Below are 14,651 nucleotides of genomic sequence, written 5' to 3'. Positions count from 1 at the left end.
ATTTCGCGAGCGCTTATTTTCCTTCGGAGACAGACAGATGAGCCTGGGCAAACAGAAACTCGGCAGCCAGGGGCTCGTCGTCTCTTCGATCGGCCTCGGCTGCATGGGCATGAGCCAGTCCTACGGGCCGGCCGACGAGGCGGAATCGATCGCAACGCTCCACCGGGCGATCGAGCTCGGCTGCACCTTCCTCGATACGGCCGAAGTCTACGGGCCCTTCATCAATGAGGAGCTGCTCGGCCGCGCGCTGAAGGGCCGGCGCGAGCAGGTGACGATCGCGACAAAATTCGGCTTCCGCATCGTCGACGGCAAGCAGGACGGCACCGGTCGCGACAGCCGGCCCGAACATATCCGCGAGGTGGTGGAGGCCTCACTCACGCGGCTTGCCACCGACCATATCGACCTGCTCTACCAGCACCGCGTCGACCCCGATGTGCCGATGGAGGATGTCGCCGGCGCGGTCGGCGAGCTGGTGACGGAGGGCAAGGTGCGCTTCTTCGGTCTGTCGGAGGCGGGCATCGCCAACATCCGCCGCGCGCATCAAGTGCATCCGGTCTCGGCGCTGCAGAGCGAATATTCGCTCTGGGAGCGCAACCTGGAGCCCGAGGTGATCCCGGCGCTCAAGGAATTGGGCATCGGCCTGGTGCCGTTCGCGCCGCTCGGCCGCGGCTTCCTCGCCGGCGACGTGAAACGCGCCGAAGAGTATCCGGAAGGCGATTTCCGGCGCGGCGATCCGCGTTATCAAGGCGAGAATTTCGACGCCAATGTCGCCGCGGCCGCCACGGTGCGCGATATCGCCATCGCCAAGGGCGTGAAGCCCGGCCAGGTGGCGATCGCCTGGCTCATCGCCAAGGGGCCGGAATTCGGCATCGACATCGTGCCGATCCCCGGCACCAAGCGGCGGACTTATCTCGAAGAAAATGTCGCGGCGGCGGACATCAAGCTCGACGCCACCGAGATGCTGGGCCTCGACATGGCGCTGACGGCCGACAAGGTGTCTGGGCCACGGTATAGTGAGCGGACGATGTCGATGGTGGACCGGTAAGCGCCAGCCAGTCTCCCCCCTCGAGGGGGAGATGGCCGCGAAGCGGACAGAGGGGGTCGTCTCACATTGAGCGCCGGCGCCCTGTCGAAACGAGGAAGAAGTTGGCGCTTCATGCGCGGCGACCCCCTCTGTCGCCTTCGGCGACATCTCCCCCTCAAGGGGGGAGATCGGCAGCCCCTACTTCTTCTTACAATCCGCCATCGCCTCCATGGCCTTCCTGGCCTCTCCCTCGCTGGCGTATTTCTTCTTGCCGAGATCGATGACCAAGGTTCCGTCCGGCTTCTTTGGCACGATTTCGCACTGCTTCGAGACGGCATCCCTGGCGACCCAGTATTCTTCGGCCGCCATGGCGGGGAGGCAGGCGAAACCGGCGACGAGGGTTGCGATGGCGAGGGCGCGAAGCATTTTCCTGGCCTCCATTGCATGCGTCACTGGAAAGCAGGGCGGAACCCGCCGAGCGCCGAGTGGCGCCGGCACCCTGCTTTGGGCAAACGCCTTGCTCGCCCCTTCTGTTCCGGCAGTTCAGGCGCCCGAATGCGGGTCGATGCTATAAGGATGCACCGGGTAGCCCGGGCCGATCGTCTCGCTCACCCGATCGATCCAGGCGCTGACCGCCGGATAATCGGCAAGCGAAAAGCCGCAATCCTCGGCGCGGTGGCTGTAGGCATAGACGGCGATGTCGGCGATGGTGAGAGAGCCGCCGACGAGGAAGGGCGCGTCTTGCAGACTGCGCTCAAGTGCTGCGAGCGCGCGGGCGCCCGCTTCGCGCTTGGCGGGAGCAAGCGCCTTGTTGCGCTCCAGCCGCCCGGTCAGCGTCCAGAAGCGCAGCGAGCCGATGACCGGCTCGACATGATACTGCTCGAAGAACAGCCACTGCATGACCTTGGCGCGGAGGTAGCGGTCCGCCGGCAGATAGGGCGAGCCCTCGGCGAGGTAGACGAGGATCGCGTTGGACTCGGCGATCGCCTCGCCGTCTTCCAGGCCGAGCACCGGAACGGCGCCCGCCGGATTGAGCTTGAGAAACTCTTCCGTGTGGCTCTCGCCTTCGAAGATCGACACTTGCCGGGTTTCGTAAGCGATGCCGAGCAACCCGAGCAGAACGCGCACCTTCCAGGCGTTTTGCGACGGCCGGTAATCGTAGAGCGTAAGCATGATGGATCCCCTCTCGTTCAGACGGATGGCTTCGCATAGAGCATGGACCGGCGCCACCCGATTTATGCGGCGATCCGCTGCCGTGGAGGCTCCAAGATCTCGATCAGCCTCGCGACCCGCGCGCTCGGCAAGCGGCGGCCTTCATTGACCAGCGCCTCGTCGACGCCGATCCAGGCGAACGCTTCGCGCAGTTCGCCAAGGCTAACGCCGGTCAGCGCGATGGCGGCGATGACTGCCCCGTCCACCAGGCCCAGCACTGAAGTGATGTCCTCGCGTGTCATGGCTGCCCCCATGCAAGGGCGGGCCTTTGAACGACAACGAGCCCCGGCATGCGGCCGGCATCCCAATTCAATGATCAAATCTACCGGCAGACAGAATGTGGGTCTTGACTTTGGTCAGACAGCCTCCAGATCGACACTTGCCGGTCGCCTCAGGGGATCGGCAACGCCGCCGGTTTGCCGGCCGCGGCTTGCTGGCCACGATTTGCTGGCCATTGGGTAACGGACCCGATGCGACGGCGCGGTTCGACTTGAGAGTCACACGATCCCAGGCCGGGACATTCGACGACATCTTGACGCGACCTGATGAGGAGGAAATGCAATGGCAATCCGTGATCTCATTCCCTGGGGCCGGGAGAGCAGCCAGCTCTCCGACATTTATCGCGATCTCCATCGTGGGGGCGACCCCTTCATGATGCTGCATCGGGAAATGAACCGCCTGTTCGACGACGCCATGCGTGGCTTCGAAACGCGCATGCCGTCATTTAGCGGGGCCTATGCCGGGCAAGCCTGGCCAAGTGTGGAAATCTCCGACAGCGACACGGACATCCACGTGACCGCCGAGATTCCCGGCATGGAGGAAAAGGACATCGAGGTGCTGCTCGACGACGGCGTGCTGACGCTGCGCGGCGAGAAGCGCGCCGAGACCGAGGAAAAGGGCAAGCAATTCTCCGAACGCTTCTATGGCCGTTTCGAGCGGCGCATCCCGCTCGGCTACGAAGTCGAGGAAGACAAGGTCCACGCCAGCTTCCGCAACGGCGTGCTCACCGTAACGCTGCCCAAGACCAAGCGCGCCCAGACCAGGGCCAAGCGCATCGCCGTCAATGAAGGCAAGCCTAGCAGCGCGAAGCATTGAGGGCCTGGCACTCCTTCCCCCTTGTGGGGAAGGGGGCGCACTTTCATCCCGCTTCTTGATATCAGCGGCCACAACCCTCGCCTCGATGCCGATCTCGCGCAGCAGGCCGGTGACCGGGTTGTGGAAACCGACGAGATAGAGGCCAAGTTCGGAGGCGCGGGCATTCACGCCGCTCCTCTGCGGCCTGAGTTCCGCCGGCAGGAAGCCGTCAAAGCCCGGCCGATAGCCGGTGGCGAGGATCACGGCGTCGAATTTTTGCTCCCGCCCGTCGGTGAACCGCGCGCCGTCCACGGTGAAGCTTACGATATCCGGCGCAATGCCGATCCGGCCGGCCTTGATCGCCGCCACCGTGCCGACGTCGATCACCGGAATGCGGCCGGCGTCGATCTGTCTGAGGATGCCGTCCTTCGGCCGCACGATGCCGTATTTCTCCAGCTTGCCCAGCGCGAGGTCGAGGATTTTTGGGAACATCCAGTCGTTCAGCGCCTGCGGCATCGGCCGGCTGGCGATGCCGACCATCTGGATCGGCACGCCGAAGAGCTGGCGCGGCACGATGTGGACGCCCTTGCGCACCGAGATCACCGGAAAGGCGCCGCTTTCGGCAAGGTCGAGCGCGATCTCGGCGCCCGTGTTGCCCATGCCGATGACCAGCACTTGTCTGCCGACATAGGGCGCAGCCTCGGTGTAGGCGGCGCTGTGCAGCACCTCCCCCTTGAACGCCTCGATGCCGGGGAAGGCCGGCACGATCGGCTCGGCATTGTTACCGGTGGCGATCACGACTTTCTTCGCGCGGATCTCGCCAGCATCGGTTTCGACCAGGAATTTTCCGCCGTCGCGGCGGATCGATGTCACCGTCACGCCGAAGCGCGGCTTCAGGCCGAAGCGCTGGGCATAGGCGTCCAGATAGGCGACCACCTTTTCGCGCGGGACGTAGCGAGGGTGGCTTTTGGGGAACGGCACGAAGGGCAGCGAGGAAAACGACTTCACCGTGTGCAGATGCAGTCGCCGGTAATGCCGCCGCCAGGCCGGCGCCACCTCGCTGGCCTTTTCGAGGATGGTGAAATCGACCCCGGCCTGTTTCAGGCAGGCGCCGACGGCAAGACCGGCCGGTCCCGCGCCGACAATGACGACATTGATGTCCAAGGTAGCCTCCTCCCCCAAGGCCATATCAGGCTATGCCGGGAGGTGTGGGAGGAGCAAGTAGGGAGAAGCACCTATGCTTCTCCCCCTTGTGGGGGATATGGGGCCGGCGTTACTCCGGCTCGTCTTCGGGCGGCTCCAAAATCTCGATCAGCCGCGCCACGCGCGCGCCGGGCATCGCGTGGCCTTCATTCATCAACGCTTCGTCCGCGCCGATCCAGGCGAAGGCCTCGCGCAGTTCGGCGAGGCTGGCGCCGGTGAGCGCGATGTCGGCGATCACGGCCTCGTCGACAGGACCAAGCACGGAAATGATCTCGTTGCGGGTCATCTTGTCCTCCCCATGGGTCGGGACGATGGCATAGAAACGGATAGCGGGCCGGGCGGGTTCCGGGCGGGCACCGAAGTCGGGCGCTGGCGGGACAGCACCCCTCTTTGCGCCCACCGCAGTTAGCCGCTATGCACGAGGCCTCGCCCGGAATCCACCGAGTCCCCATGAAGCTCGCCCTCCTCCTCACCGCCCTGCTCCTCACCACACCCGCTCTCGCCGACTGGAAGCCGGTCGAGAAAATTGCGACCTATGTCATCACCGGCCAGACGGTGGAGGCGCTCTATATCTCGATCGGCGAAAAGGGTCCGGTGATCGGCAAGGACTCGGCCGGCAATGAGCGGCGGGCCATCGCGCACACCAACTTCAAGCTGACCTGGCAGCGGGATTATCAACCGCAGGGCGGCGCCTGCGTGCTGAAGACGGCGCGGCCAAAGCTCATCATCACCTATACTTTGCCAAAACCCGCTGCAAAACTTGCCCCCGCCGTGCAGGCGCGCTGGGATGCGTTTGCCGCTGGGCTCGCCGCGCATGAGAAGGTGCATGGCGCCGGCATCGTCGACATGGTGGACAAGATCGTCGCCTTCAGCGTCGGCCTCACCATCGCCGACGACCCCGGCTGCACGAAGGTCAGAGCGGAGCTGACGAACTATCTCGACCAGCTTTCCAAGGCCCAGCGCCTAGCCAGCCGCGACTTCGACAAGGTCGAGTTCGGGCCGGGCGGCAATCTGCAGAAGCTGATCGCGGCGTTTTTGATCGGCGGGTGAGACGGCCAGGCAGTAAGCCTTGCAGGCCCCCCTGCCCGCTGCGGCGAGCGAGCCATAGTGGAAGCACCAGCCCAGCGATGGCGACACCCTCGATGGGCGGCGTCAATCCCGCCGCTGCCGGAACGAGCAGCAGTCAGACTTTCCCGGCTAGGTTGAAGACTTCTACATTAGTAATAACTAATATAATGTCGTCAGCTACTTGAACCATTCACTGGCAAAAGCCCCGCTTCGGCCGGTTCGACTTCGCGTCCGCGCGAGCTTCGATCATCTGTCCTGATGAGCAGAGAAGAACCGCATGAGGACCGCTTTACAGGCGGATTTGGTAGCGCTACCGTTTCACAGTCGCGTGACCCGGGGGGGAGCTGGGGCAGACGTCGCCGACGCCAGTGGTGGATGCTTGCCGGCATCCGTTTCAACCACGCCTGAGTAGAAACGGCTCCCAGCGAGACTTCGCAGGGACCATCGGGAGGAATTCGATGGCGTCTGTCGCGATTGGCGATGTCTACAAATCGTTCGGAGCCACCCAGATCCTGCATGGCGTCAGCGTCGACATAGAAGACGGCGAGTTCGTCACGCTGGTCGGGCCCTCGGGCTGCGGGAAGTCGACGCTTCTTCGGATGATCGCCGGGCTGGAAAAAATCTCGCGCGGCCATATCTCGATCGGCAGCCGGATCGTCAACGACGTTGCGCCAAAGGAGCGCGACGTGGCCATGGTCTTCCAGAACTACGCGCTCTACCCGCACATGACCGTTGCCGAGAACATGGCGTTCTCGCTCATGCTCAAGGGTGTCCCGAAAGCGGAAAGCGATGCCGGCGTCAAGCGGGCGGCCGAGATTCTCGGGCTGGTGCCGCTTTTGTCGCGCTATCCGCGCCAGCTTTCCGGCGGCCAGCGCCAGCGCGTCGCCATGGGCCGCGCGATCGTGCGCAATCCCGCGGTGTTCCTGTTCGACGAGCCGCTCTCAAATCTCGACGCCAAACTCAGGGTTCAGATGCGCGCCGAGATCAAGGAACTGCACCAGCGGCTGAAGACCACGACGGTCTATGTCACCCACGACCAGATCGAGGCCATGACCATGGCCGACAAGATCGTCGTCATGCATGACGGCGTCGTCGAGCAGATCGGACCGCCGCTCGAGCTCTACGACCGGCCGAACAACCTTTTCGTCGCGAGCTTCATCGGCTCGCCCGCCATGAACTTGCTCAAGGGCACATTCGCCAACGATGGCGCGCCGTCCTTCCGGGGCGCGGGAGGCGTTTCCATGCCTTTGCCGAAACCACCCTCGATCGGCAGCGGCGAAGCCATCGTCCTTGGCGTGCGGCCAGAGCATCTGCGGCTGGCCGAGGACGGCATTCCGGTCACGGTGGTGGTGATCGAGCCGACCGGCTCGGAAGTGCAGATCATCGGCCGGACAGCCGGCGGCGAGGATATCGTCGCCAATTTCCGCGAGCGCCATTCCTTCGCGCCGGGAGAAACCATTCGGCTGTCGGTCGAGCCTGGCCCTATCCATCTGTTCCACGGCGAAACAGGCCAGCGGATCGAAGCGGCGCGATAGACCAAGCAACGAGGAAACAACAGGAGGAGACGAGCATGAAGTTCACCAGACGCGACGTGATCCGCACGACCGCCGGCGCGGCCGCCGGAGCCTTGGGCAGCCGTTTCGTCGGCTCGAGCGCCTTCGCGCAAGAGGGCCTGACCTACAAGCCGGAGGAAGGCGCCAAGCTCCGGCTGCTGCGCTGGTCGCCTTTCGTGCAGGGCGACGAGGACCAGTGGCTCAAAAATACGAAGCGGTTCACCGAAGCGACGGGCGTGGAGGTCCGCGTCGACAAGGAGAGCTGGGAAGACATCCGTCCGAAGGCCGCGGTCGCCGCCAATGTCGGCTCGGGACCCGACCTGATGTTCGTCTGGTTCGACGACCCGCACCAATATCCCGACAAGCTGCTCGACGTGACGGAGCTGGGCGACTATCTCGGCAAGAAATATGGCGGCTGGCACGATGGGCCGAAACAATATGCGACGCGCGAGGGCAAGTTCCTCGGCCTGCCGCTCGCCACCATCGGCAACGCCATCGTCTATCGCGAGAGCTGGGTGAAGGAGGCCGGCTTCGCGGAATTCCCGAAGGACACTGCCGGCTTCCTCGAACTCTGCAAGGCGCTGAAGGCGAAGGGCCATCCGGCTGGCTTCACGCATGGCCATGGCGTCGGCGACGGCAACAATTACGCGCATTGGCTGCTGTGGAGCCATGGCGGCCAGATGGTCGACGAAAGCGGCAAAGTGACGATCAACAGCCCCGAGACGCTCAAGGCGATCGAGTATGCGCAGGAACTCTACAAGACCTTCATTCCCGGCACTGAAAGCTGGCTCGACGTCAACAACAACCGCGCCTTCCTGGCCGGCGAAGTGAGCGTCATCGCCAACGGCATTTCCGTCTACAACACAGCCAAGGTCAACAAGGACAAGGATCCGAAACTGACCGAGATCGCCAAGGACATGCGCACAACCAACATGCCGATCGGTCCAGTCGGGAAATCCGTCGAGCTGTACCAGGTGACCACCGCCGTCATCTTCAACTACACGCCCTACCCCAACGCCGCCAAAGCCTACCTGCAATTCATGTTCGAGGACCCGCAGATGACGGACTGGATCACGTCTTCGGCCGGCTATTGCTGCCAGACGCTGAAGGCCTTCGACAACAATCCGGTGTGGAAGGCCGACCCGAACAATGCGGCTTACGCGAAAGCCTCGGCGACGCTGCGCCCCAACGGCTATGCCGGGCCGCTCGGCTATGCATCGGCCGCGACCATGGCCGACTATGTGCTGGTGGATATGTTCGCCAAGGCGGTGACCGGCCAGGCCACGCCGCAAGAGGCGATGGAAGAGGCGGAAAAACGGGCCAACCGCTACTACCGCGTCTGATCGCGTCGGACAGCTTAAGACGGGTGGCCGCGACAGCGTGGTCACCCACCGTTCCACCGCATCTCGCAAGGAGCCCGCGCCATGGCCGTGCCGTCCGTTGCCGTTCAGCGGCGCCCGTCGATCCTGTCGCGGCTTGCCGAGAGCCGCAACGTGCTCGGCCTCGGCTTCATGCTGCCGGCGGCGGCGCTGCTCCTGGTTTTTCTCACCTATCCGCTGGGGCTCGGGGTCTGGCTCGGCTTTACCGATGCCCGCATCGGCCGCCCCGGCATCTATATCGGCGCCGAGAACTACGAATATCTCTGGAGCGACAGCGTCTTCTGGCTGTCGGTCTTCAACACGCTGCTCTACACGGTCAGCGCCTCGATCCTGAAATTCGTGCTCGGCCTGTGGCTGGCTCTCATCCTCAACGAGAAGCTGCCCTTCAAGTCGTTCTTCCGCGCGGTGGTGCTGCTGCCCTGGGTGGTGCCGACGGTGCTGTCGGCCATCGCCTTCTGGTGGATCTACGATTCGCAATTCTCGATCCTTTCCTGGGCGCTGCAGCAGATGGGCCTGATCGATCATCGCATCAACTTCCTCGGCGACCCGACCAATGCGCGCGCCTCCGTCATCGCGGCCAATGTCTGGCGCGGCATTCCATTCGTCGCCATCACGCTGCTTGCCGGCCTGCAGACGATCCCGCAGTCGCTCTATGAAGCGGCCACGCTCGACGGCGCCAGCCGCTGGCAGCTGTTCCGCCATGTGACGCTGCCGCTTTTGACGCCGATCATCGCCATCACCATGACCTTCTCGGTGCTGTTCACCTTCACCGACTTCCAGCTGATCTATGTGCTGACCCGCGGCGGGCCGGTGAACGCCACCCATCTGATGGCGACATTGTCCTTCCAGCGCGGCATCTCAGGAGGCCAGCTTGGCGAGGGCGCGGCAATTGCCGTCGCCATGATCCCCTTCCTGCTGGCGGCGATCCTGTTCAGCTATTTCGGCCTGCAACGGCGCAGGTGGCAGCAAGGCGGCGGAGACTGACATGGCGGCGATCAAGGAAGTCGAGCGCCTGGACACCGACGAAGGCGGCATGGGCTACCTGCAGAGCCTGCCGCGCCGCGTGGTGACGGTCTATCTGCCGCTGCTGGTGTTTCTGATCGTGCTGTTGTTTCCGTTCTACTGGATGACGATCACGGCGGTTAAGCCCAATGTCGAGATGACCGACTATGTGAACTACAATCCGTTCTGGGTCGTGCATCCGACACTGGAGCACATACGCTACCTGCTCTTCGAGACCTCCTATCCGGGCTGGCTGCTCAACACCGTCATCATATCCACCGCCGCCACATTCCTGTCGCTGGCGGCCGCGGTGCTTGCGGCTTATGCGATCGAAAGGCTGAGGTTCTCGGGCGCGCGCCAGGTCGGCCTCGCCGTCTTCCTCGCCTATCTGGTGCCACCCTCGATCCTGTTCATTCCGCTGTCGGTGATGGTGTTCAACCTCGGCCTCTACGACACGCCGTTCGCGCTGATCCTCACCTATCCGACCTTCCTGATCCCGTTCTGCACGTGGCTCCTGATGGGCTATTTCCGTTCGATCCCCTTTGAGCTGGAGGAATGCGCGCTCATCGACGGCGCAACCCGCTGGCAGATCCTCACCAAGATCGTGCTGCCGCTGTCGGTGCCGGGCCTGATCTCGGCCGGCATTTTCGCCTTCACGCTGTCCTGGAACGAGTTCATCTACGCACTGACCTTCATCCAATCGTCAGAGAAGAAGACGGTGCCGGTCGGCGTGCTCACCGAACTTGTCCGCTCCGACGTCTATGAATGGGGAGCGTTGATGGCAGGCGCCCTGATCGGCTCGCTGCCGGTGGTCGTGCTCTATTCGTTCTTCGTCGAGCACTATGTGTCCTCGATGACGGGCGCGGTGAAGGAATAGCCGCACCTCGCGCCGGTCATTGCACGGGAGCAATGCGCCAGTCGGTAGATATTAGCGGAACGGCACCAGTTGGGACGCGCCGCATCTGATCGGCGACATCGGCCTGACCATGGACGACGTGCGGGAGGAACTCGCAAAGCCGTTCTGGCGGCGGTAGGCCAGAACAAATTCAGCAAAATATCAGCAGCCGTTCAGGACGAAGAGCGCCCGTCAGGACGATGCTTGCGCAGACAGCGACGAGCAGCCCACGACGAGCACCGCCGCCAACCCTGGAGGTCGATCATGCACACGAAGGCCGATGCGCCATTCCCGCCCGCCGACCTGGCACGAGAGGAATTGCTTCGCTTCTTCTCGACCGGCTTTGCCGGCCCTTGCTGTGGCGAAAGCAATGAGATGCTCGCCTATCTCGAAGGGCTGGCGTCCTGCGAGAAAGCGGAGGCCCCGGTCGCCGCACCGCCCAAGCCATGGCTTCGCCTTCGCGGCATCCTTTCAGGCTTGCACTTGTTTCCGGCTTGACCTTGCCGGCATATGACGCTCCGATAATCGTCGCGCAATGAGGCGCGGCGATGGGGCAAGAGTTTGGCGCTACGGATCGGCTGCGCGGTTCTCGATCTCGACCTGGGCACGCTGCGGCGTGACGGCGAGATCGTTGCAGTGCGGCCGAAGACCTTCGAGTTGCTGGCCTTCCTGGCACGCAATCCCGGCCGTGTGCTGAGCAAGGACGAGCTCCTGGCGGCCGTCTGGCCGGGTATCATCGTTAGCGAGGATTCGCTCACCCAGTGCATCCGCGATGCCCGCAAGGCGATCGGCGACGAGGCGCAGGCGCTGATCCGCACGGTGCAGCGCCGGGGCTATCTGTTCCAGGCGCCCGAGATCGAGGCCGCGCCGCCGCCGGCCGCCACCGCTGCCCGGGCGGAGCCGATGGTGGCAGTCCTGCCGTTCCATGTCGACGCGGCAGACGCGACGGCCAAGGCATTGTTCGACGGCGCCGTCGAGGAAATCACCACCGCGCTCTCATATTTCAAGACCGTCGCGGTGCTGGCGCGTCATTCAGCGTTCGCTTTGGCTGGGTATTCGAGCGAAGACATTCGCGCGACCGCCAGGCGCCTGGGCGCCGACTACGTCGCCGAAGGCAGGATCGAGGCCGCCGGAGACGACTACGGCGCTCGCGTCGTGCTCACCGAGATCGCGTCCGGCCAGCGCGTCTGGGCGCAGGACTTCACCTTCGCCAGAGGCGATATCTTCGCCTTCCAGAGAACCGTGGCGCAACGGATCGTGATGGCGCTGGTCGCCAACATCGAAAGCGCGGTCATGCGGCGCGGGCAGCCGGCGCCCGCCGCCAATCTCGATGCCTATCTCCACCTGCTGCGCGGCATGGCGCTGCTGCGCAGCTATGGCGAGGGCGTAAACGAGGAGGCGCGCGCGCATTTCCTGAAGGCCATCGAGCGTGATCCGGATTCGGGGCTGGCGCATGCCTACCTTGCCCTCGCTGAGGTGATCATCGGCGGTTATGCCGATGCGCCGCGAGCTGTGCTCGATCAGGCGCGCGACCGGGCGCTGCATGCCATTGCGCTCAGCCCCGACGAAGCCCGATGCCACCGCATCCTGGCGCTGACCCTGCTCTACCGGGGCCACGATGAGTACGACGCCGCCGAAAGGCATTTCACTCGCGCGCTCGATCTCAACCCCTATGACGCCGACACGCTGGCTCAGATCGGCCATTTCAAAGGGTTGCGCGGCGATGGCGAGGCCGGACTGGCCCTGCTCGACAAGGCCATCCAGCTCAACCCCATGCATCCGGCGTGGTATTATTACGACCGGGGCGAAGCCCTGCTGACTCTCGACCGCTACCGGGAAGCGGCAGCGTCCTTCTCGTGCCTGTCCCACAAGGGCGCCTGGCAGTGGGCACGGCTGGCCATATGCCACGCGCTCGCCGGCGACACCGAGAAGGCGCGGGCTTGCGCGAAGAAAGGTCGCACGCTGCGGCCCGATCTTACCATCGCGCAAATCGTCGGAGAAACGCGCTTGGAACGCGCCGAGGACCGTGAGCGAATACGCCGGGGGCTCGAGCTCGCCGGGTGGGATACCGCAATGTGAGCCAGCTATCCTCCGCTAGAAACTGATCCCCACCGCCTCAGCACTCCTCTTCGCCTCGCCATGGAACACAGCCTCGATGTTGTTGCCGTCGGGGTCGAGCAGGAAGCAGGCGTAGTAGCCGGGGTGATAGGGGCGCTCGCCCGGCGCGCCGTTGTCCTTGCCGCCGGCGGCAAGCCCCGCATGGTAGAAGGCATCGACCATGGCGCGGTCCTTGGCCTGGAAGGCCAGATGATGGCGGCCGGTGAGCACACCTTGGGCCGCGCGGCCGTCGGCGCTGGAGACAAACAGCTCGTCCGCCCAGAAATAATCCTCCGCCTCGCCGCCGATCGGGATGCCCAGCACCTCGAGCACCGCGCCATAGAAACGCCGGCTCGCCTTGATGTCGCGCACCACCAGATGGAGGTGGTCGATGAGCCGGCCGCGATAGAGTTCCATGGGGGTGCCTCCTGATTGGTGAGGGGGTCAATTTAGAAGGGACCGGTGTGCGGTCAATGTGGGGGCTGCAGGCTGCTGACACTTTGAGACGTCGGCGGGACAGCGCCCCCCTCTGGCCTGCCGGCCATCTCCCCCACTTGGGGGGAGATCAGATGTCACACCGGCTTTGGCCAATCTCCAACGTCGCAGGAAGAAGCGCCTGCGCCGAAGCTGCCAATCTCCCCCCTCGTGGGGGAGATGTCCGGCAGGACAGAGGGGGGCGCGAAGGATCGCGACCTTGCAGGCGGCAACCAAATCTCCATCCCCAAAAAAATCCGGATAAAAAATGCAACCAGATTGTAGGATCGGTGTCGCCCCCGGCGTCCTTCGGACGCAAGCGGCACGATGAGCCTGGAAAAACCGTGCTGCATCAAACAGGATGCCTTACGGCATGGGAGAAAACCATGAACCATTCCTATCGTTGGGTCATCGTCGCGGCTGGCGCTCTGATGACCTGTGTGGCGCTCGGCGCGATGTTCTCGCTGGCGATCTTTCTCGAGCCGATGTCGCTCGATACCGGCTGGTCGCGCGCCGGCATTTCCAGCGCCATGACCCTGAACTTCCTCGTGATGGGGCTCGGCGGCTTTGCCTGGGGCTCGATCTATGACCGCGTCGGCGCCCGCCCCGTCGTGCTGGCCGGCGCGGTGCTGCTTGGCCTGGCATTGGTGGTGGCGAGCCGCGCCGGCTCGCTTCTGGTGTTCCAGCTCAGCTACGGCGTGATCGTCGGCCTTGCGGCCAGCGCCTTCTTCGCGCCGATGATCGCGCTCACCACCACTTGGTTCGACACCAACCGCAGCCTTGCAGTGTCGCTGGTCTCGGCCGGCATGGGGGTGGCGCCGATGACCATCTCGCCCTTCGCGCGCTGGTTGATCTCGGCCTATGACTGGCGCACCGCCATGTTCGACATCGGCGTCATGGCCTGGGTGCTTCTGCTCCCCGTGGTCTTGCTGGTGCGCCAGCCGCCGGCGGCGGTCGCGGCAAGCGACGGCAGCATGCCCTCGCCTGCCACCGACGACCCCGGCATGAGTGTCGGCCAGGCGCTGCGTTCGCCGCAGTTTCTGGTGCTGGGCATGACCTTCTTCGCCTGCTGCGCCGCGCATTCGGGCCCGATCTTCCACATGGTCAGCTATGCGATGGCCTGCGGCGTGGCGCCAATGGCGGCCGTCTCGATCTACAGCGTCGAGGGCCTCGCTGGCCTCGGCGGCCGTCTGCTCTACGGCGTGCTCGCCGACAGGCTGGGCGTCAAGCCGGTGCTGGTCACCGGGCTCGCGATCCAGGGCCTGGTGATCGCCGCTTATCTCGGCGCCGGCCGTCTGGAGCATTTCTACGTTCTGGCCGTGATCTTCGGCGCCACCTATGGCGGCGTGATGCCGCTCTACGCGGTGCTGGCGCGGGAATATTTCGGCGGACGCATCATCGGCACCGTGCTCGGCGCTGCCACCATGCTCTCCAGCCTCGGCATGTCTTTCGGGCCGCTGGCCGGGGGCATGATCTATGACGCCTATGCCAGCTATTCCTGGCTGTTCATCGGCTCGGCGCTGGTGGGTCTCGGTGCTGCCGGCATTGCAATTGCCTTCCCGCCGCAGCCAAGCCGGCAGCGGCTGCAGATGGCGTAGACATCGCAATAAACATTCGGCGGTTCCGATCTTCATGGAACCGCCGGCCCGCGCTTCGAAATCCATTTGCCG

Annotated in this window: 15 protein-coding genes and 1 pseudogene; 10 read left to right on the top strand and 6 right to left on the bottom strand. The window is 64.4% G+C overall.

Annotated features, from left to right (window positions below; all coding sequences use genetic code 11):
* Positions 1-37: 37 nt before the first annotated feature.
* On the top strand, positions 38-1,045 hold the full coding sequence (locus AC4FWB_RS14330; protein WP_491026755.1) for an aldo/keto reductase: 1,008 nt from the start codon (positions 38-40) through the stop codon (positions 1,043-1,045).
* A gap of 177 nt (positions 1,046-1,222) precedes the next feature.
* Here AC4FWB_RS14330 and AC4FWB_RS14325 read toward each other — a convergent pair whose 3' ends face one another.
* From AC4FWB_RS14325 to AC4FWB_RS14315, 3 genes are all read right to left on the bottom strand, one after another.
* The gene (locus tag AC4FWB_RS14325; RefSeq protein ID WP_491026754.1) at positions 1,223-1,450 is read right to left on the bottom strand and encodes a hypothetical protein; all 228 of its coding nucleotides are present in this window, start codon (positions 1,448-1,450) and stop codon (positions 1,223-1,225) included.
* A 117-nt stretch (positions 1,451-1,567) separates the two neighbouring features.
* A complete protein-coding gene (locus tag AC4FWB_RS14320) occupies positions 1,568-2,197 on the bottom strand; it encodes a glutathione S-transferase family protein (protein ID WP_491026753.1) in 630 nt (209 codons plus the stop codon).
* A 62-nt stretch (positions 2,198-2,259) separates the two neighbouring features.
* On the bottom strand, positions 2,260-2,478 hold the full coding sequence (locus tag AC4FWB_RS14315; protein ID WP_491026751.1) for a hypothetical protein: 219 nt from the start codon (positions 2,476-2,478) through the stop codon (positions 2,260-2,262).
* A gap of 319 nt (positions 2,479-2,797) precedes the next feature.
* Here AC4FWB_RS14315 and AC4FWB_RS14310 point away from each other — a divergent pair, with 319 nt between their 5' ends.
* The gene (locus AC4FWB_RS14310; protein WP_491026750.1) at positions 2,798-3,331 is read left to right on the top strand and encodes an Hsp20/alpha crystallin family protein; all 534 of its coding nucleotides are present in this window, start codon (positions 2,798-2,800) and stop codon (positions 3,329-3,331) included.
* 222 nt (positions 3,332-3,553) lie between these two features.
* Here AC4FWB_RS14310 and AC4FWB_RS14305 read toward each other — a convergent pair.
* A pseudogene (locus tag AC4FWB_RS14305) lies at positions 3,554-4,498 on the bottom strand (flavin-containing monooxygenase); the annotation flags it as partial.
* Between the two features lie 85 nt (positions 4,499-4,583).
* A complete protein-coding gene (locus tag AC4FWB_RS14300) occupies positions 4,584-4,799 on the bottom strand; it encodes a hypothetical protein (protein ID WP_491026749.1) in 216 nt (71 codons plus the stop codon).
* A 164-nt stretch (positions 4,800-4,963) separates the two neighbouring features.
* Here AC4FWB_RS14300 and AC4FWB_RS14295 point away from each other — a divergent pair, with 164 nt between their 5' ends.
* From AC4FWB_RS14295 to AC4FWB_RS14265, 7 genes are all read left to right on the top strand, one after another.
* On the top strand, positions 4,964-5,563 hold the full coding sequence (locus AC4FWB_RS14295; protein ID WP_491026748.1) for a DUF922 domain-containing Zn-dependent protease: 600 nt from the start codon (positions 4,964-4,966) through the stop codon (positions 5,561-5,563).
* Between the two features lie 476 nt (positions 5,564-6,039).
* Positions 6,040-7,116, top strand: coding sequence for an ABC transporter ATP-binding protein (locus AC4FWB_RS14290; protein WP_491026747.1), 1,077 nt, complete (start codon positions 6,040-6,042; stop codon positions 7,114-7,116).
* A 35-nt stretch (positions 7,117-7,151) separates the two neighbouring features.
* Positions 7,152-8,477, top strand: coding sequence for an ABC transporter substrate-binding protein (locus AC4FWB_RS14285; RefSeq protein WP_491026746.1), 1,326 nt, complete (start codon positions 7,152-7,154; stop codon positions 8,475-8,477).
* An 81-nt stretch (positions 8,478-8,558) separates the two neighbouring features.
* On the top strand, positions 8,559-9,497 hold the full coding sequence (locus tag AC4FWB_RS14280) for a carbohydrate ABC transporter permease (RefSeq protein WP_491026745.1): 939 nt from the start codon (positions 8,559-8,561) through the stop codon (positions 9,495-9,497).
* Position 9,498: 1 nt separating this feature from the next.
* Positions 9,499-10,392 (top strand): carbohydrate ABC transporter permease, encoded by an 894-nt coding sequence (locus tag AC4FWB_RS14275; protein WP_292040664.1) that lies wholly within the window; start codon positions 9,499-9,501, stop codon positions 10,390-10,392.
* A 282-nt stretch (positions 10,393-10,674) separates the two neighbouring features.
* On the top strand, positions 10,675-10,908 hold the full coding sequence (locus tag AC4FWB_RS14270) for a hypothetical protein (protein WP_491026744.1): 234 nt from the start codon (positions 10,675-10,677) through the stop codon (positions 10,906-10,908).
* 63 nt (positions 10,909-10,971) lie between these two features.
* Positions 10,972-12,489 carry a winged helix-turn-helix domain-containing protein gene (locus AC4FWB_RS14265; protein WP_491026743.1) on the top strand — a complete coding sequence of 506 codons (1,518 nt, stop codon included), beginning with the start codon at positions 10,972-10,974 and terminating at the stop codon, positions 12,487-12,489.
* 15 nt (positions 12,490-12,504) lie between these two features.
* Here the strand turns inward: AC4FWB_RS14265 and AC4FWB_RS14260 are convergent, their stop codons facing one another.
* On the bottom strand, positions 12,505-12,924 hold the full coding sequence (locus tag AC4FWB_RS14260) for a VOC family protein (protein WP_491026742.1): 420 nt from the start codon (positions 12,922-12,924) through the stop codon (positions 12,505-12,507).
* Between the two features lie 443 nt (positions 12,925-13,367).
* Between AC4FWB_RS14260 and AC4FWB_RS14255 the strand changes: the two genes are divergently transcribed.
* Positions 13,368-14,579, top strand: a complete 1,212-nt coding sequence (locus AC4FWB_RS14255; protein ID WP_491026740.1) for an MFS transporter — start codon at positions 13,368-13,370, stop codon at positions 14,577-14,579.
* Positions 14,580-14,651: the final 72 nt, after the last annotated feature.

Source organism: Mesorhizobium sp. LEGMi-168a, assembly GCF_058312955.1.
The sequence above is the reverse complement of the archived record's forward strand: the minus strand, read 5'-3'. Positions and strand labels throughout refer to the sequence as shown.